The 18,744-nt window shown below is 45.3% G+C and carries 13 protein-coding genes; 9 read left to right on the top strand and 4 right to left on the bottom strand.

Annotated elements, in window-relative coordinates; genetic code table 11:
- The first annotated feature begins 36 nt into the window (after positions 1–36).
- From F7D73_RS02215 to F7D73_RS02190, 6 genes are all read left to right on the top strand, one after another.
- Positions 37–3,231, top strand: coding sequence for a SusC/RagA family TonB-linked outer membrane protein (locus F7D73_RS02215; RefSeq protein ID WP_153122087.1), 3,195 nt, complete (start codon positions 37–39; stop codon positions 3,229–3,231).
- A 32-nt stretch (positions 3,232–3,263) separates the two neighbouring features.
- On the top strand, positions 3,264–5,021 hold the full coding sequence (locus tag F7D73_RS02210) for a RagB/SusD family nutrient uptake outer membrane protein (RefSeq protein WP_194256818.1): 1,758 nt from the start codon (positions 3,264–3,266) through the stop codon (positions 5,019–5,021).
- Positions 5,022–5,044: 23 nt separating this feature from the next.
- Positions 5,045–6,025 carry a hypothetical protein gene (locus F7D73_RS02205; RefSeq protein ID WP_153122085.1) on the top strand — a complete coding sequence of 327 codons (981 nt, stop codon included), beginning with the start codon at positions 5,045–5,047 and terminating at the stop codon, positions 6,023–6,025.
- Between the two features lie 25 nt (positions 6,026–6,050).
- Entirely contained in the window at positions 6,051–7,790 is a 1,740-nt protein-coding gene (locus F7D73_RS02200; RefSeq protein ID WP_153122084.1) for a C10 family peptidase, read from the top strand.
- Positions 7,791–7,939: 149 nt separating this feature from the next.
- Complete coding sequence (locus F7D73_RS02195) at positions 7,940–8,545, top strand: carboxypeptidase-like regulatory domain-containing protein (protein WP_194256817.1); 606 nt, start codon at positions 7,940–7,942, stop codon at positions 8,543–8,545.
- Positions 8,546–8,840: 295 nt separating this feature from the next.
- Positions 8,841–9,158, top strand: coding sequence for a helix-turn-helix domain-containing protein (locus tag F7D73_RS02190; RefSeq protein ID WP_089543833.1), 318 nt, complete (start codon positions 8,841–8,843; stop codon positions 9,156–9,158).
- A 161-nt stretch (positions 9,159–9,319) separates the two neighbouring features.
- Here the strand turns inward: F7D73_RS02190 and F7D73_RS02185 are convergent, their stop codons facing one another.
- Together F7D73_RS02185 and F7D73_RS02180 are read right to left on the bottom strand one after the other, a co-directional pair.
- Positions 9,320–10,453: an AAA family ATPase gene (locus tag F7D73_RS02185; protein ID WP_153122082.1), complete on the bottom strand. Its 1,134-nt coding sequence runs from the start codon at positions 10,451–10,453 to the stop codon at positions 9,320–9,322.
- 124 nt (positions 10,454–10,577) lie between these two features.
- On the bottom strand, positions 10,578–11,495 hold the full coding sequence (locus tag F7D73_RS02180) for a hypothetical protein (RefSeq protein WP_153122081.1): 918 nt from the start codon (positions 11,493–11,495) through the stop codon (positions 10,578–10,580).
- 238 nt (positions 11,496–11,733) lie between these two features.
- On the opposite strand from F7D73_RS02180, the gene nhaD reads away from it, so the two are divergent.
- The gene (gene nhaD / locus F7D73_RS02175) at positions 11,734–13,104 is read left to right on the top strand and encodes a sodium:proton antiporter NhaD (RefSeq protein ID WP_153122080.1); all 1,371 of its coding nucleotides are present in this window, start codon (positions 11,734–11,736) and stop codon (positions 13,102–13,104) included.
- A gap of 175 nt (positions 13,105–13,279) precedes the next feature.
- On the opposite strand, the gene F7D73_RS02170 is transcribed toward nhaD, so the two are convergent.
- Together F7D73_RS02170 and F7D73_RS02165 are read right to left on the bottom strand one after the other, a co-directional pair.
- Positions 13,280–15,166, bottom strand: a complete 1,887-nt coding sequence (locus tag F7D73_RS02170) for a VapE domain-containing protein (protein WP_153122079.1) — start codon at positions 15,164–15,166, stop codon at positions 13,280–13,282.
- A gap of 260 nt (positions 15,167–15,426) precedes the next feature.
- A complete protein-coding gene (locus F7D73_RS02165; RefSeq protein WP_153122078.1) occupies positions 15,427–15,882 on the bottom strand; it encodes a DUF6078 family protein in 456 nt (151 codons plus the stop codon).
- A 1,046-nt stretch (positions 15,883–16,928) separates the two neighbouring features.
- On the opposite strand from F7D73_RS02165, the gene F7D73_RS02160 reads away from it, so the two are divergent.
- Both F7D73_RS02160 and F7D73_RS02155 read left to right on the top strand, forming a co-directional pair.
- Entirely contained in the window at positions 16,929–18,368 is a 1,440-nt protein-coding gene (locus F7D73_RS02160; protein ID WP_153122077.1) for a hypothetical protein, read from the top strand.
- 31 nt (positions 18,369–18,399) lie between these two features.
- Complete coding sequence (locus F7D73_RS02155; RefSeq protein WP_044080479.1) at positions 18,400–18,741, top strand: hypothetical protein; 342 nt, start codon at positions 18,400–18,402, stop codon at positions 18,739–18,741.
- Positions 18,742–18,744 lie beyond the last annotated feature (3 nt).

Genomic DNA, 18,744 nt, shown 5'->3' with positions numbered 1-18,744 from the left:
ATTATAAGAGATAATAATTATAAGAAGAGAAGATATATGAAAATGAAGGTTTTATTTGCTTCCCTGTTGCTGGCTGCTTCGGGGCAAGTGCTGGCACAGTCTTCCGGACAGGTTGGGGGACAGGTCTTCGATGAAAATGGAGACCCTGTAGTGGGTGCACAGATCATGGTGAAAGGTTCTAAAACCGGAACCGTGACCGACATTGATGGTAAGTTCAGCTTGCCGAGTGCTAAACAAGGAGAAACGATTGTAATCAGTTATCTTGGTATGGATTCACAGACCGTGAAGGCGGCATCGGGAATGAAGGTCAACATGCAGTCACAGGACCGTCAGCTCGATGAGGTCATCGTGGTGGCATACGGCGAGCAGAAGAAATCATCCTTCACGGGTTCTGCGGGTGTAGTGAAAGGCGACCTTCTGGAGAAAAAGCAGCTCACCAATGTGTTCAGCGGATTGCAGGGCGAGGTAGCCGGTGTGCAGATGACCAATACTTCCGGTTCGCCAACAGCCACTCCTTCTTTTGCCATCCGTGGCTTCAGTTCCATCAACGCCGGAACATCTCCGCTCATTATCGTGGATGGTGCTCCATACGATGGCGGATGGAACAACCTCAATCCTAACGATGTGGAGAGTGTCACCGTGTTGAAGGATGCGGCATCCAACGCCCTCTATGGTGCCCGTGGTGCCAATGGTGTTATCATGATTACCACCAAGAAGGGTAAGGCTGAGAAGGCTACCATCAGCTTCGAGGCTAAGTGGAGCGGCAACAGTCGTGCCACCATCGATTACGACCGCATCACCGACCCTGCCGAGTATTATGAAACCTATTACAAGGCTCTCTATAATTATAATGTACGCGATAAGGGCATGTCGGCTTTCGATGCGCATGTTGCTGCCAACGAAACCATGGGCAAGACAAGCGACAAGGGCGGATTGGGCTATGTGGTCTATGCCGTTCCTGAGGGACAGTATCTCATTGGAACCAACGGCCGCCTGAACCCGAATGCCACTCTGGGCAATCGTGTTTATAACAACGGCAAGTTCTATACCCTTACCCCTGACGACTGGGTGGATGAGGCTTTCCGTAATGCGCTGCGCCAGGAATACAACATGAGTATTACCGGTGGTAGCAACAAGATGACCTACTATGCTTCCCTGGGCTATCTGAAGAACGAGGGTATCGTATATAACTCTGATTTCGAGCGATATACAGCCCGTGTCAAGGCTGATTACCAGGCTAAGGACTGGCTGAAGGTTGGAGCGAATGTCAACTTTGCTCATACCGACCAGAACGATGTGAGCGATGGTAGCCAGACGGTTTTCGGTATCACCACCCGCTTTGCACCTATCTATCCGGTTTATCTGCGTGATGGCGAAGGCAACATCATGACCGATGAGAATGGCAAGATGTATGACTATGGTGATGGTGGAAATGGCGGTGCACACCGTCCTACGGGATTGGAACCTCTGAGAAACTTCCTGCAGACGGATAAACTCAACGCCAACAAGACCTTTACCAATGTGTTCACCCTCCATGGTTTTGCTGATATCACCCCTGTCGAGGGCTTGAAGCTGACACTGAACGGCACCGTGACCGACAATGAGTGGAAGAATACACAGACCACCCAGCCTTTCTATGGAAATACTGCAACGGTTTATCCGGGTGGATATGTATATAAGGCCGATTATCAGACCTATACTGTTAACTTCCAGCAGATAGCCAACTACAGCAGGCAGTTTGACAAGCACAGCTTTACCCTGATGCTGGGTCATGAGAACTATAAGTACATGTACAATTACCTGAGTGGCGACAAGGAGAAGATGTTCTCTTACTTCGGAGCACAGGAGCTGGATGGTGCCGTGAAGGTGATTTCCAACGGCAGCAACACCAGCAATTACAACACCGAGGGTTATTTCTCCCGACTGATGTACGATTACGATGGCAAGTATTTCCTGCAGGCATCTTACCGTAGAGACGCCTCATCCCGCTTCCATCCCGACCATCGCTGGGGTAACTTCTATTCCTTTGGCGGAGCCTGGATTCTGAGCAAGGAAAAATGGTTCCAGTCTTCCTGGATTAATATGCTGAAGCTGAAGGCTTCATGGGGTCAGCAGGGTAACGATGCTATCGGTGACTACCGATATACCGATACTTATTATCTCAGCAATTTCAATGGCGAGGTAAGTTTCGTGCAGAACACCGTGGGTAATCCGAATATTACCTGGGAGACCAACAGCAACTTCAATGCAGGTATCGAGTTTGAACTCCTCAAGAGCCGCATCACGGGTAGCATCGAGTACTTCAGTCGCAAGACCACCGATATGCTCTGCTTCGTATATGTGCCATTCTCTGGCGGTTATACCGGTTCTTATGACAATGTGGGTGATATGGTCAACCGCGGTGTGGAGGTAGATTTGCACTTTACGCCTATCCGCACCAAGGACCTCTCGTGGATGATCAACCTCAATGCCACCCACTACAAGAACAAGATTACGATGCTCAACGACGACAATAAGGGCAGTATGCTCGATGGACATCCAGGTTACGTAAGCGATCCTTACTTCTATGGCGAGGGTCTGCCTATGCACACCTTCCGCCTGAAGAAATATGCCGGAGTTACGGCAGATGGTGAGTCTTCCTGGTATGTGAAGGATGAGGCTACCGGCGAACTGACCACCACCACATCCAGCTCTACGGCATCCTATTTCAACTGTGGTACACCAGACCCAGACCTTTATGGAGGTTTCAGCAGCAACCTGGCATTCAAGGGCTTCGACTTCTCCATCACCTTCAACTACAGTCTGGGCGGCAAGGCCATCGACTACGGTTACAAGGCTTTGATGGGTAATCCATCTTCCGGCAACACCGGATTCTCCCTGCACAAGGATATCCTGAAGGCATGGTCAGAAACCAATACCAATTCTGATATCCCACGTTTCCAGTATGCCGTGAAGGATGTGGATACCAGTTCGGCCATCACTTCCGACCGCTTCCTGACGAATGCTTCCACGCTTACCCTGCAGAATATCAACCTGGGCTACACCTTCCCACGAAAATGGGTAAATAGTTTAGGATTGAGCAACCTGCGAGTATATGTATCGGGCGACAACCTCTACTATTGGAGCAAGCGCAAGGGCTTCGACCCTCGTGGCGGCTTCTGGGGTACTTCTTCTGAATCATCCTATGCGCAGGTTCGTTCCTTCACCGGAGGCATCTCTGTGCAGTTCTAAAGATACGACAAAAACAATAAGACATGAACAAAATGAAAAGAAATATCAATCATATCATCGCAGCGATGGGGATGGCACTGGGTGTGCTGAGCCTCAGCAGCTGTATAGAGGAAACCTATCCGAACAATCAGGCAGTGCCTGGGCAGATCAGTTCCTCAAGCAAGTCGTTGGAATATCTTGCCAACAGTCTTCCTTCTTTCCTCACCACCTGGAATACCTATGGCGGTAGCGACTATACCCAGGACTGGGGTTATCCTTGCCAGATGTACATGCGCGATTTGCTCTGCGAGGATTTCCCGATGAGCGACAATGGCTATAACTACTGGTCGTATACAGAGGATGGATCTTCTTTGCGCTACGCATATTATTATCCGTTCTACTATTACTATGCCTTCATCAAGAATGCCAATAATGTAATCTCCACCACCAAGAGTTCTGTGGAGGGTGGCAACAAGAGTGCATTGCCTTATCTGGGGCAGGGTTACGGCTATCGTGCCATGCTCTATCTCGACCTGTACCGACTCTATGAGTATCGCAAGACAGGTGTGGCTAGTCTGGATGATGCCGCTGACAAGGCTGGAGTATATGGACTCACGGTGCCTATCGTGAAGGAAACCACCAGCAAGACGGAACTGGGCAACAACCCAAGTGCGCCTTTCTACACCATGTACCGTTTCATTATGAACGACCTGAACCTGGCTGAGGAGGCTTTGAGCGATTACAGCCGAAGCAACAAGGCTTTCATGGACAAGAGTGTGATTTATGGTTTGAAGACCCGTCTGTGGCTTGCCATGGCATCCCGCTTTGAGCAGAGTGCCGACGACCTTGCCAAGCAGATTGAGGCCGATAAGAACGAAGATGGATATGGCAAGCTGGGCATCACTTCTGCCAACGACTGCTTTGCCAAGGCTGCTGAATATGCGCAGAAGGCCATCCATGCCGATACCTACAAGCCACTGACAGAAGCGGAGTGGTCGGATACCAATACGGGCTTCAACACTGCCAACGATTCCTGGATGTTCGGTACGCTGGTTAACAGCAAGGAGCAGATTAACACCTCAGAGTGGTACACCTTCTGGGGCTGGATGTGCTCGGAGGCAGCCTGGAGCATGGCTCAGTATAACTCATACCGCTGCATCAGCAAGGCACTCTACGACAAGATTTCCGTGAAAGACTGGCGCCGCCAGAGTTGGGTAAATCCTGCTGATGCCGGAGAGAAGATCAATGCGGCTGGCAAGGACAGTGTGCCTGCCGGCTATAAGACCAAGATGACCGGTGAGCAGTGGGCCAAGCTTCCTCAGTATGCCAATATCAAGTTCCGTGCAGGTAGCGGCGGTATCACCAAGAACGACCTGGAGACCGGTCAGATTGCTTCGCTGCCGCTGATGCGTGTAGAGGAGATGTACTTTGATTATTTCGAGGCCATCGCTCACACCCAGGGTGTAGAGGCAGCAGACCAGGCTTTGCAGGACTTCGTGAACACGTATCGTTACACCGACGGTTCCTACAAGTGCAAGGCAAAGACCATGGACGATTTTATTACAGCCCTGATGGTGCAGCGTCGCATCGAACTGTGGGGTGAGGGCCTGGTGTTCTTCGATTACAAGCGTCTCAATCTCCCTATCAAGCGCCATTATGCAGGCAGCAACTACGAGCCAAACTATCAGCTCAACTCTTATGCCGGCTATGTGGCACCTTGGATGAACTATATGATTCCTGAGGATGAGAAGGATAGAAACCCGGCAGTGGTGCTTGGTCCGAATCCATCTGGTGCCATCACGGCAGAGTAATTTATTTAAAAAGAACAAGAAAAATGAGAAAGTTACAACATTTATTATATATGCTGCTTGTGGGTATGGCTATCACTGCCTTCACTGCATGTAGCGACGATGATGATTATCAGCCTGCCCAGAAAGTGGCGGAGGATAATATGGGAGCCTACTTTGCTGCAGCCAATGCAGCCAGCGAGGTGCTTACTCCTGAGGAATATGCGGCTCGACCAACGGTTGATTTAAAGGTGAAGCGCCAGAACACAAAGGGCGATGTTTCCATCCCTGTGGTTGTGGATAAGGCTGATGCCGTGTTCAAGGTTCCTGCTGCTGTGGAGTTTAAGGATGGTGAAGCAGAGGCAACTCTTTCCGTAGCTTGTCCTGGTCTCCAGGCACTTCAGTCATATCAGTTTTCCATCCATCTGGATGAGGCTGCCACGAATCCTTATGTCAAGGTAGATGGTTCGCCGGTGTTTAGTTACACCGTGATGGTGGCCCGCTGGGTCAAGGTGGTGGAGAATGCCACCTTCATGTATCAGAGCGATATCTTCCCATCTGTCAAGTCAGATATCTATCAGTTGGAGGGTCAGAACAAGTTCTACATCGAGAACTATCTGGGTTCTGGCATCAACCTGAGCTTCTATATCATTCCGCAGGATGCCAACGGCACATGGACAGCTTCGGCATTCTCGGCTTCCGACAGAAGCACCTGGAAGGGTATCTTCATGCCAGCCGACCATTATATGAACGACCCTGATGGCGGTACTTACTGGTATCTGATGAAGAATGCTGATAACTATGAGTATGCCAGCTGGACACCAGAGGGAGCTGACAAGGGCATCAGCTACATCAACTTCTATCTGGATACCACAAGCGATGACTATGCATCCATCGACATGAGTGGTTCAACCACATCATACGCCGGTTTCCAGACTCCTTATATCTATTATTCAGACGGCAATGAATCGGGCTATACCTATATATATATGTATTGGGACAGCACCAATATTCCAGCCGCTGAGTAATGAAACTTTTTAAAGAAAGAAAACGATGAAAAAGAATCAATCAATAATATGCAAGATGGGAATGCTGCTGATGGCAGCATTCCTCCTTGCCACAACCTTCACTGCCTGCAGCAGTGACGATGTGGTGAAGACGCAGTTGGAGACTCCTGCTGTTACTGAAGGAAGCAAGACGGTAAGTTCGCTGGCTTTCAACTGGCAGCCTGTGGCTGGTGCTTCCCAGTATGCATACGAGCTTTACGATGCTGATGAAAAGGTAGTGCAGGGTGGTGTAACCGTAGCCACATCTGTGGTTACCACGGGCTTGAAGCCTAGCAGCACCTACACCCTGAAAGTATGGGCATATTCGCCTTTGAACAGCGACAAGACCACTTCGCCTATCGCAACCCTCAAGGCAACCACCAATGCCAAGACTCCGCTGGTTAAGCCTACTCCTACGGCAGAAACCGGAAATGGCGGTGTCACGATTTCATGGCCGGCAGTGGAGCATGCCGATTACTACAAGTACAGTTATACCGTAGATGGCGAGGTGAAGACGGGTAGTGTGGAAACTAACAGTGTGACCCTTACCGACCTGCCTGTCGGCGAATATACCATCCAGATTATCGCATCGAGCAACGATGCGAACTATGCCGATTCTGAGCCTATCTCGCTCACCTTCCAGCGCACCAAGAGTGAGCTTTGGCGAGCTGACGGTACTTATACATCCGTAGGTTTGGGCACCAGTTTCAAGGCAACCATCGTGTCATACGATGATGGAACCTATACCATCGATAAACCGTTTGGCGAGGAAGGCTATAGCATCAGCTTCACCGTTCCGGAGGGTTCTACCGAGATTACTCCTGTGGGTACGGCAAGCAATGGCTATTATGCTTTCTATGTAAGCAGCCAGTATTATGTAAGTCTTTATACATCTGGCGGTTATTCTGAGTTTGATGGCACCAAGGAAGAGGGTGATGTCTGGTTCTATTCTTACCTGAACGATTATGATGGCAACCAGGTAGGTGAAGGTGGTTACGATGAATTCACCTGGAGCGAGGGTGATGACATCCCTGAGGGCTGCAAGGAAGAAGTTCCTGCGCTTCTCACCACTACCTGGAATCAGTATGCACCTTATTATAATGCCACTCCATTAGATAATGGCCAACCATCGCTTACAGGCTGTGTGGCTACGGCTTTGGCTCAGATTATGAATTATTATCAGTATCCTGAAAAGTATGCCGATGGCACCAAGATTGATTGGAACCAGATGTTGCCTACTTACGAGGGTGTGGAATATACCGATGCCCAGGCTAATGCCGTAGCTCAGTTGATGGCTCATTGTGGTGAGGCTGTGAACACCACTTATGGTTCGGGTGTCAGCACCGCTTATCCGAAAGAAGCAGCAACGGGACTTCCTGCCAAGTTTGGCTACATAGTGAAGTATTACGGTTATCGTGATTATCCTAATGCGCAGGATGCCAAGCTTTGGAAGGAGGTTGTATTCCGCGAGTTGAGTGCCGGTCGCCCAGTGCTTTATGGTGGTACTTCTTATAAGAATGGTGAGGCAAACTATTTCTCTCATTCTTTCGTCATCGATGGTTATGACAAGCAGGGACGTGTGCATGTAAACTATGGCTATGGTGGCATGGGCGATGGCTATTTCCCTATCGATAAGTTGCCGATGAAGTTTGATGGTTGGGATGAGACCTTTGATACCTATCAGACTCTGGTTGTAATCCATCGTCCTCAGGATGGTGAGATTGATTATACCTTGCAGCCGCAGTAAAGCAAGTTTTTTGGAAAATGTATATATATATAATGGATTATCCCGATAGGCATGTTGTTGCCTATCGGGATTTACGCTACTATATTTAAATAACGATTCTGTACATATAAGCATAAAATAATTTCTAATAAAATTTTAAAGCTATGAATATGAGGAGATTTATTTTTTTTCTGATTGTCTGCGAGTTCTTTTCTTTGGCATGTATTGCTGCAAATAAGACTATAAAAGGACATATTGTAGATGAATTTGGTAAGAACGTTGAATTCGCTAGCGTATATGTAGATAGTATATATGCGGTATCTGACAAGGAAGGAAATTTCTCTCTGGTGGTGCCCGATGGTATGAAACAGGAACTTGTGATTAGTCATATCAGTTATCAGACCAGTAAAATACCTTATGATGTATATAGCAAAAAGACTTCGCTGCAACTTACGTTGAAGGAAAAGACCTGTGATTTGTCTGATGTAACTGTTGTTTCCAGTAAAAAGCAGGAAGGCATTCTGGGGAAAGGAGTTCGGGCACCAGGTGATGTTGCATTTCATAACGTTAGAAGCACGAAATATGAAACGGGACCCTTATTTGTTGTAAATAAAGACTATTATGTGAAAACAGCCAAATTGCGAGTGCAAAAATGTACTTTTGCTTCATGCACAATTCGTTTAATCATTTATGAAGTAAAGGGAACAAAATTTGTGCCTGTACAGCATCGACCTTTGTACGTCCGATTATCCGAAATTTCAGATAAGAAGAATTAATCTGTTTGGATAGAAGAACCGTTGAAGCTGGAGCGCAATCATAAATATTATATAGGTGTAGCTGTTATGGCAAGTAGCGGTAATGGCGAAATTCATTTTCCTGCTTATTTCAAGAAGGGCTGTGTAAGAAATCTGTGTACAGATAGGAAAAAGAATTTGCCAGTAACCTTGGGCGTTTCTCTTTATGGTATATCTGCAAAGCATCTTCAGTAACTTTTTTATTGCAATAACTAAAGATATTTAAATATTTAACCCTATATTTGGCGATAAATAAAGAAATAACTATATTTGCAGCATGATTACGGAATATGGTATAGAGGCAAAGTCTAATTCTGAGATTATATCTGAATTAGGAGGACGATTCAAGCAATATCGTCTGTTCAGCAATCTCACTCAGAAAGAGGTGGCTGTAAAGGCTGGTGTGAGCATTTTCACCATTAGCCAGTTTGAAAAAGGCGAAGCTAAGAACATAGGCTTTGGCACTATTCTTTCTCTGTTGAGGAGCATTGGATTCCTGCAGGAAGCTGAAAAACTCTTGCCGCCACTGCCAATTCTGCCTAGCCAAGTGAAGAAAATGAATGAAAAGAAGGAAAGGGTAAGACATGAAAGATAATGTTGTGCAGGTGAATCTCTGCCTGACCATTGGGGAAATGTGGTCTTCCAGAAATGGATGGAAGCCAATCATCTATTTTAAGGAAGAATAAGAAAAGAAAACGAAAAGATAATCCGAAACAGAAGCATTGGCAGCTATCTGTTTCGGATTTTTTGCAATGATTAATTTCCAACGCAGTTCTTCCTCAACCACATCCCGAAGAAGCGGTCGTAGATGATATAGCTGCCATTGTACTTGTAGATGAATTCTCTATTGATCAGCGTCTTGAGAGCAAGACTCACGCTGCTGGCAGCAGGCAAGTTGTGGCGGCTGATGAAATCCTGCGAAAGAATGGAGGTGACTGCCTTATCCTGGGCAATGGCAGATAGAAGGGCAGCCTGATTGTCTGTAAGGGAATCGTAGTAATTCACGAATGCCACTTCCTGCTCGTTCACTAATTCCAGGGTTACATCATCAATTTCTGCTGTCGTAATTTCCTTTCCGTTCTGATAGAGTCGGTTCAGAATATCCTGAATATACCAGGTTTGACCATCCACCTTATTATATAGATAGGCAAAGGTATCATGATCCATGGTCAGATTCCGGGTTCCCATCCATCTGTTGGCAAAACGATGATACTCATCCTGGTTGATGAGGGGAAGATTGAGAATTTGCGAACTCTGATAGAATGGTCGCTTTGCCGACAGGAACATATCGGTCATCATGTGCTGCTTGCTGCCTGCAAAGATGAAATATACATTCGGCAAAAACTGGATATAGGAGCGTAGCAGGGCCTCTGTGCCATCTTCGGGATATTCGGCTATCTGCTGGAACTCATCGATGGCAATATAGATTCGTTTCTCCGATTGTTTCAGATACTCGAAGATATGTGTAAGGGAATCTTCGCGCTGGCTTGGCGAAACCGTAATCGAGAACGTAGGGATTCCCGTCATCTCATCAAACGACATCGTAGGCTTGTAGCCGGCAAAGAAAGTGGTAATCTTGCGCATGGCAGTTTGCGAGAAAGTATCAACCTTCCCGATAACCGTCTTTGCCAATAATTGGATGAATTGGCTCAGATTTCTTGTGGCATTGATGTCGAGATAGAAACAATGCGTCTCAGGCTCCTGCTTGCTGATGTTCTCAAAGACATGGTGTATGAGTCCCGTCTTTCCGATGCGTCGAGGAGAGATGAGGACGATGTTGCGCTCATTCTGCAAAGCCTTCATGATGACTTCCGTCTCTTTCTTGCGGTCGCAGAAGTATTCTGCTCCCTTATATCCGTAGATAATAAATGGATTATTCAGCTGTTCCATAATGTTTTATATCTATTCCATGTTTTGTGTTACATGTTTTATGTAATGCAAAGATACGACTTTTTTATGTAACTATCGCCACTTCTTTTCCTAATAATTTTTAAAACTTGCATTTTGCCTGTTTTTACTCCTTTATTTCTTTCATGTTTGCAGGATTATAGGGAGTCAACTGCTGCATCTCCTGCTCTGTTGCTTCAGGCAAGGAAGGTATCTTGTTTCTGTTGCAGAAATCGGTAATGGCGGCAGCTGATTCTTTGGGAGTAGAAGAATCCGGTTTGATGGATTGCTTCTTTTCTACATACTCCTTTTCCGTGATATATAGTTCGGTAATCACATGGATGAGTTGCTGCTGCTTGTCTTTCTTGTGAGAGAAAAGATAGCTGTTGTCAGATTTCTGGAAGAGCAGGTCCTTGAAGGAATAGTAATCTTCAGGACTTATCTGATAGGCTTCCACCACATGGTCGTAGATATCTGTCTGGGTATAACCGAAAAGCTGGTGCGTCAGATTCTTGTAGGTAGGAAGCTGGTTGATTTCTATCTGACAGATATTCCGGCTGCTGTCCGTTTGAATACTACCTATTGTCTGCTGATTGAGCAGGACGAGTTGAGAGCCCAGTGAATCTTTCAGCTGATATTTCTTTCGATATTGCTCAATAAGTGTCTTCTCTTCCGGCCAAGGTCGGAAGGTTCCTTCATCGCTGACCATGAATGCTCGCTTTTTGTCTTCGGAAACGAGTCGGCTGTTGTGAAGATTTCTTTTGGAATAGGCATTGAGATCCGTCTTTCCATTCTTCAGGTTGATGTAATACTCCACGATGCCGTCGTTGAAGTATTTCATCACAGAGTCGTTGGTCTGGTAACTGCGATAATATCCCTTAAGTCTGATGAAGTGAGGACGGTTCCCTGTTACGTTCACATCCTCCAGTTTCTGTATTTTTGTGATATGTCCAGGCATCTTCTCTTCCTTGTTCTGCGCCATGAGGCAGGTAGGAAGGAAGAGGAGAAGCCAAAGCTGATATTTCAAATAATGATGTTGTTTCATATTGACGATGCTTTAAAAAACTACTTAATGATGTGCAAAAGTAAGAATAATCAGTTAGATGCGCAAAGAAAATCAGTTATTATTAGGTTAAAACTGTAAGTAAGTAAACGATTTCATACAATTATAATAAGGAATCGTGTGGTTATTGCTTTTCTTTTTGTATCTTTGCAGCCGTTTGGCAATTGTGGGTACCAAATCATACATAAAGGAAAAAATATCTAATAATAAATAAAAAGTAATGACTACACTTACAATTTCTATTATTGTCGTTTTCGTGCTCGGCTATGCACTCATAGCTACCGAAAGCTTGACTAAGGTAAACAAGGCTGCGATAGCCCTGTTGATGTTGGTAGGTTGTTGGACCCTCTACATGGTGGATCCAATGCAGTATCTCCAGTTGATGCACCCTGATTATACAGGCGGCGCTGCTGGAATGGTGGAGAAGGTGACTGGAATCATCCAGGAACATCTGGGCGATACTGCCACAACACTCTTCTTCCTGATGGGTGCAATGACCATCGTGGAAATCGTTGACCAGAACGGCGGATTCAACTGGGTTCGCAAGGTGATGAAGACCAAGTCGAAGCGTGCGCTCCTCTGGCGTATCGCTATCCTTACCTTCTTCCTCTCAGCTATCCTCGACAATCTGACCACCAGTATCGTGATGATCATGATTCTCCGAAAGCTCGTCACCGACCACAAGGACCGCATGGTTTATGCATCCCTCGTCATCATCGCTGCCAATTCGGGTGGTGCTTTCTCACCAATCGGCGACGTTACCACCATCATGCTCTGGAACAAGGGATTGATTACCGCAGCCGGTGTTATCGCCGAAATCTTCATCCCATCTGTAGTTTCCATGGTGATTCCTGCCCTCATCCTTCAGACCATGTTGAAGGGCGAACTCGTGATGCCTGAGGTTTCTGCCCAGCAGAATGCTGCGGTCAGCGATTTCACCGAAGGTCAGCGCAAGGCAGTGTTCTGGTTGGGAGTAGGCGGTTTGATCTTCGTTCCTATCTTCAAGAGTATCACCCACTTGCCTCCATTCGTAGGAATCCTCCTGGTATTGGGCGTTCTCTGGACTGCTACCGAAGTTTTCTATCGCGGTTTGCATCGTGGAGCTGATGCCGAGGGCACTCAGAAGCGAGTAACCAAGTTGCTTTCTCGTGTTGATATGAGTACCATTCTCTTCTTCCTCGGTATCCTGATGGCAGTATCCTGCCTGGCTGAGATTGGCGTGTTGACTGCTTTGGGTCAGGGCTTGAACGTCGTATTTGATGGCAACCACTACCTCGTAACCGGTATCATCGGTGTGCTTTCAAGTATTGTTGATAATGTGCCTCTGGTAGCCGGATGTATGGGAATGTATCCTGTGGCTGCCGCTGGCGATATGGCTGTGGATGGTGTCTTCTGGCAGTTGCTCGCCTACTGTGCCGGAGTAGGTGGTTCAATGCTGATTATCGGTAGTGCCGCTGGTGTGGTGGTAATGGGCTTGGAGAAGATTACCTTCGGCTGGTATATGAAGCATATCTCCTGGATTGCTTTTGTAGGTTACATCGCAGGTATCGTTTGCTACTGGTTCATCCGCACCTTCCTTTATGCAATCTAAAGGATAATAGTTTTCTCTTACGTGAAAAAGTTTTTTTGAGAAAAAAGTCTCAAAGTCTCATTTTCTATTGGAAATATCGACTTAAAGACTTGATAGATAATAAGATAAAGAGAATGAGACTTCTCGGTTTTGATGCCGAGAAGTCTCATTAAAGTCTCATAGAAGTATCATTATTTCACTTTTTCTTTACAAGATACTTCATTCCATCTGCAAATCTCTTATGTTTTAGCTCACTCATATTCGCCAGTTTTCTGCCGAATCCCATCAAACTGTTCACTTTGAGCGATGAACCAATCTGCTTTTTCAGATAGTCGAAAATTTCGGCGGCAGTAAGATATTCACCCTCTTTCTCATCATCAACCAACTCGAAATAGAGCAGGAAATACTGGTCTATCGGCTCAACCACCTCAAACTGGTAGTTGTTCTTCATGATCAACTTCACCTGTTCCGCATCAAAATAACTCTTCTCACCATTGCGCAAAGCGGTCAGCGCCTGGGCGAAAAGCTGCTGATAGTTCGGACGAACACTCACGTCGATAGGTCCCGTCAGTTCCACACCGATGAATCTTCGGTTGCCGGATGGATCGGTGAGAATATCCTTCATGTTGCTCGTGGCGATAAACGAGGCGAGACGAGGAAATTCCATGACATGACTGCCATACGGAGGCTTGTATTTCAGCGTAGGCAACTGGATGAGGTTCTTCAGGAATCCCTGCTGCACCTGTGGAGAAATCTGGTTGAACTCATCAAGATTGATGACCATAAACTGCGCCATCGCCTGATAAACCTGACGCTTTTCAGACAAAACCAGATTGTCACTATATCCCCATTGCAGTTCTGGCGGCAATAGCCGGCGACAGAAAGTACTCTTGTTGTAACCCTGCTTGGAAATCAGAAGCGGAGCCACCGAGTTGCCATACTGGCGATGGGTAAAGCCGCGCCACTGGTCAACCATGCCCAGAAACCAGGTGTAGAACCAGTCTGCCCAATAAGGATTGTTGGTAGGAACCGTACGAGCCAAGGCGCGGATATGGTCCTTTCCATCCCATTTGTCGTAGCATTGGAAGAGATATTCATCAATCGGATTATAATTCTTGATGTAGTCAGATTCCAGAAAATTCCTGACATCCTTGATGCTCACTCGGATATCAGCGAGCTGCACCTCCAGCGTCATGCGCTTCTGTACTCTCGGATCCACAGGTTGGAAACCATACCAACCTTTCTCCTTCGGCATGTATTCCACGAATTTCATCACCGTGTTGTATCTGAAATCATATCTGCTTTTCAGCAGTTGCATCATGCTCATGATATTCTCGCGAACGCTGTTCTTGTCAACTTTCTTTTCTTCTTCCGAAGTATCGGAACCAGGATTCATCTGCTGATTATCTTCCGTGTTGAAAGCCTGGTTCTGAGGGTGCATGTTGCTGTCAATTTTCATCGCTACCGCCTTACTGTTGAAATAAGGTTTCGCATCGAGCGTCATCATAAAACTGTTGTGCATCGAAGGCTCAAAAGAAAGGTTGGAGCCTGCTTCAATAGAAGGCTTCGGACCGTCTGTGAGCACCGAAGCCTTGGCTATCGCCTGATATACAGGCAGAATCTGCTGGTAAGCGATGCGGTAAAGACGTTCGGCATCCGCCTCCTCAGCAGGCAGTAAATCATCTTTATTGCTGAATTTCACCAATACGATAACCGACTTTCCGTCAGCACCTTCCAGCGCAGCAAAGGTAGAAGGCAGCATGGCAACCGAGCGTTTCACGCCCTTCATGCCGTCCACATCCGTTATGTTTCCGAATTTCAGCAGCAGGATACCGTTGCAAGCCTTCATCTTCAGGTTGTTGTTTTCGTCTTTGGCGAATTCAGCAGCGGGGTAGATGTGTTTCCAGGTTGGCATATCCTTGTAATATTCGTAGCCGCTTTCCATATAGGTCACGTATTCGCGGAAATGGGTAACAGTATTCTTGCTGTCATCCTTGGCGATGCGCTCCAGCAATTTCTCCATCGTCTTGTTGCTGACGAGGAGCTGCTTCTTATTGTTTGTATGAACAATAGTTATCTTCATTGAATATATTTATTAAGATGGTTAATTGTCAATCTATTAGCTATTAACTATAAACTCTTTCTTGTGTTGCCCAAAGTTCGGTTCGTAAATTGGGCACTTGTTGCCCACTGTGCGGGCAATGACTGCCCGTCACTTGTTCTCCAACAGCCCAGCACGTGTTCTCCGGTAGCCCGTCACGTGTTCACCATGGGACCGCTTAAATGGCATGGATAGACCGCTTAAATGGCATAGATAGAACATCTGGAGGGCTGAGAAAAAGATTAGCTTTTAGTGAAGTCAATCTCTTCAGAGAAATGGTCGAACTCAACATCTTTATATCCGTATCTGGCGAAAAGCTGTTTGATATATGCCTGTTGTTCCGGCAGGAGTTTCAGTTGTCCCAGTTTGTATCGGTAGTATTGTCCTTTGCTACCGAGGTAGTCTCTCATTTCGGCGCGCAGTGCAGGAGCGTCTTTCACTTTCATTTCGGCAAAGAGTTTGTCGAATCCCCATGCCATTTTCACGACACGCAGCGGTGCGAAGTACTTGCATTCTCCGTTTTTCAGGGCATTTGGGAAGATGGCATCCCCTCTATCAGTCTTCTCGTTTTTGTAGAGTGCAGATAGATAGTGGATACATTTGTTTTTCATCGGACATGGTTCGGTGAAACAGTAGGTGATGTTGCTAGGTACGTTTCCGTACTCAAAAGCCTTTTTCAGTAATTCCTTTTCATCCATGTTTCTTAAGTTTTAAGAATAAAACATTCTGTTTTTCTAAACGCAAAAACATCCTGTTTATTGCCTTAAAAATGCTATTATTATCACTTCATAAAGCATTTTTTTTCGATGCTAAGCAGCAAAATCATGATACTTCTCGCTAATTTATGATACTTAGATGATACTTCTCCCTTTATTTTTAGAGAAGTCTCATTTATGTTAAGATGTTGTGTATTAAAGATATAAGTCTTATTTTATACCCAAAAATGAGACTTTGATACTTTTTTCGAGGAAAAACTTTTTTGCGTACGATGTTTATCGGATTAAATTTGATAGCTTACGAAAATAATATGCAATGTCTGAATTTGGAGCAGTTTATCAAGCAAGTAAACTTCCTTTTCTTCATTGTGTACCCTAACACATTTTTTTTTGAAACTTTTTCGATAAAAGTTTTGTTGTTTCGATAATTTTCTATAATTTTGTAGGCAGTTAGCGGTTGAAATGTTTAAAAACATGAATTTCGCTGCGAAAGTCTCGAACCACGCCGAGCCTTTTCATATTTGCTTTAGCTTTATGATAGAGGAGAGTAGGGTGGGAAAGAGACACGACATATATAAGGCGCATACTTGGCGCTTTGTTCACGACTGATAGAAACTTCGCAACTTTCAGATACTGTCATGGACTTAGCAACGGTAGGTGTCTACGGGTGTGATTATATCACAGCCAATGGAGTATTGTATACCTATAATAATAGGTAAGATACTCCATGTGGTGGCGTATATCATATCGGCGTGGGCTCTAACGTTGTCTGTTCAGCAGTATCGGGCAATGCGAAGGCCTCTATCAGTGGGACAGACGACAGGCAGTTCCCACGCTTTTTTTATGTTCGTATGAAACTTTGATGTCTAATCGCACAGTGTTGATGGGGACGTATCTGCGCACATAAGAAAGCAAAAATGTTAAATAAATCTTTAAAACTACCTAGGATTGGTTCTTCTTTATTGATGTTTTTAGCCTCAATGAGTTTTGTTGATAGCTTATCAAGTTGTTGTGGAAATAAGGTTGATTTGAGTCCGAATCCACAAAACATCCAAGCTTACTACGAGAAGGATTCACAGAGAATGCCAAGTGAAGGGAAATGGGCTGCTTATTTTGATTTTTCTGGCGTTTATATCGCATACGATGACCCTTCCACAGCGCAAACTTTTAATGGAATCACCCAGAAAGTGACAGGGTCATTGAATAATTATGACCTTTACTCTTTGGCTAACGAGAAGATTGAAAAATTGAATGGAGAGGATTTGCATTCTGCTGCCAATATCTTTGCACAACTTCATAACCCAGCAGCCCAAGGGCAGTTGTATGCTCCTATCGAAAAGACTCTCAAGAAAATCGTAGATGAGAATAGAAGTGCCTTGTTGGTGACGGATTATGAGGAATATACTCCTGGGCATCAGATTTATCAGCAAGCTTATGCTACTCCTTATTTCGAGGAGTGGCTAAAGAGAGGCAAGGATATAACTTTCTTTGTGACAGATTACAAGGAAGGTGCGCTAGACAAACATCTATACTATACCGTTTTTGATGACGAGAATCATCGACTTCTGAAAGAGATAGAAGATGGCTTGCAGGGCAAAACCCAGAACTATAAGCGTTTTACTCTTTCTATGCATAACTACACCATTTCTCCAAAGAAAGGTGGAACAAGTGGAGCTTATGCTGGTCCTTGCATAGGTGGTACTTACCATGATGGAAATGGGGATGATGTGGTAACAGGCTCTGTAGAGAATGGAAAGGACGATGGCTTTAATTTCTTGCAGGGCTCACGTGCCGAACTATATACTTTTGATGAAGACTGGCAAGCAATTGTCGATAACGCTCGTGGACAGCAGGAAGAAGAGATTCCATTGCAATATCGTTTCCGCCATTTGTTCCAGAATCTGTTTGCTGATTTCTCGAATGCCGATTCTTATCAAATAAAAGGTTTGGCTGTAAGAATGACAGACATAGGTAAGGATTTTGAACTTTATATGAATTGGCTCACTGCTATGCAATATAAGCCAAAAACAACTGTAGTGGAAGGCGAAAAGGAAGTAGAGATTCCGTCAGAAAGCTCTGATTACTATGATGAGCAAGGTAATCTTCTGTCTGAGTTTGATTACGTGAAACAAGGCGGTAGCAGTATTGGCGATATTCAAGGGGTTGTTGCTTTTGATCAAGGTTTGTTTGCGCAGACTTTTGCTAAGACAAGAGGGCATGATGCGGAACTTGCCGTAGACTTGAATCCACAGTTTGGTGGAGTGATTGCTGGCAATGAAGAGACTTCTGGTCTTTATCGCATAGATATAGTTGTTGCTAAAGCAGAACCTAATCTTGGTGCACAGATAGATGAGTTGTTCACTTGGCCTGGCAATAATTGCCTCAGCTCTGCTATCAGAAACGTGTTGCAGCATTGCAATCCGCAAGGTAGCTGTGTATATAGCTACTTTATCAGAATGAATCAATAACAATCGTATAACCATATAATTAAGAAAAAGTATGTCAGAAATTATCGTTCCTGTTTATATTTGTGCCTTGGTGGCATCGGTATTGGCTTTAGTGTTGGCTATTATTTTGTCCAACAATGTTGCTTATCAGCCTAATCTGAGTGATGTAAGAAAACGTAAGGGGATATTCTGGTTCTCCAGTATTGTTGCACCTGTTGTTTCGGCGTTACTTGCGTTTTTGTTTGTATATATTGGTTTGAAGACAGGCTCTAAGAAAAGTACCTTTATGCTTCATATGTTTATCGGACTTTGTGTTTCGTGGGTGGTATATGTAGCACTTGGATTTGTGGTTTCTAAGGCAAACAAGCAAGGCAAGTTGGGTTCTTGGTTCTAATAT

It is taken from the genome of Segatella copri (genome assembly GCF_009494395.1).
Taxonomy (GTDB): domain Bacteria; phylum Bacteroidota; class Bacteroidia; order Bacteroidales; family Bacteroidaceae; genus Prevotella.
This window is presented reverse-complemented; position numbering and strand designations above follow the sequence as displayed.

Excerpts from the sequence above, each read along its gene's own strand:
- F7D73_RS02170 (WP_153122079.1), bottom strand. The coding sequence starts at position 15,166 with ATGAAGATAACTATTGTTCATACAAACAATAAGAAGCAGCTCCTCGTC.
- F7D73_RS02155 (WP_044080479.1), top strand. The coding sequence starts at position 18,400 with ATGTCAGAAATTATCGTTCCTGTTTATATTTGTGCCTTGGTGGCATCG.
- F7D73_RS02180 (WP_153122081.1), bottom strand. The coding sequence starts at position 11,495 with ATGAAACAACATCATTATTTGAAATATCAGCTTTGGCTTCTCCTCTTC.
- nhaD (WP_153122080.1), top strand. The coding sequence starts at position 11,734 with ATGACTACACTTACAATTTCTATTATTGTCGTTTTCGTGCTCGGCTAT.
- F7D73_RS02205 (WP_153122085.1), top strand. The coding sequence starts at position 5,045 with ATGAGAAAGTTACAACATTTATTATATATGCTGCTTGTGGGTATGGCT.
- F7D73_RS02195 (WP_194256817.1), top strand. The coding sequence starts at position 7,940 with ATGAGGAGATTTATTTTTTTTCTGATTGTCTGCGAGTTCTTTTCTTTG.
- F7D73_RS02200 (WP_153122084.1), top strand. The coding sequence starts at position 6,051 with ATGAAAAAGAATCAATCAATAATATGCAAGATGGGAATGCTGCTGATG.
- F7D73_RS02165 (WP_153122078.1), bottom strand. The coding sequence starts at position 15,882 with ATGGATGAAAAGGAATTACTGAAAAAGGCTTTTGAGTACGGAAACGTA.
- F7D73_RS02210 (WP_194256818.1), top strand. The coding sequence starts at position 3,264 with ATGAAAAGAAATATCAATCATATCATCGCAGCGATGGGGATGGCACTG.
- F7D73_RS02190 (WP_089543833.1), top strand. The coding sequence starts at position 8,841 with ATGATTACGGAATATGGTATAGAGGCAAAGTCTAATTCTGAGATTATA.
- F7D73_RS02215 (WP_153122087.1), top strand. The coding sequence starts at position 37 with ATGAAAATGAAGGTTTTATTTGCTTCCCTGTTGCTGGCTGCTTCGGGG.
- F7D73_RS02185 (WP_153122082.1), bottom strand. The coding sequence starts at position 10,453 with ATGGAACAGCTGAATAATCCATTTATTATCTACGGATATAAGGGAGCA.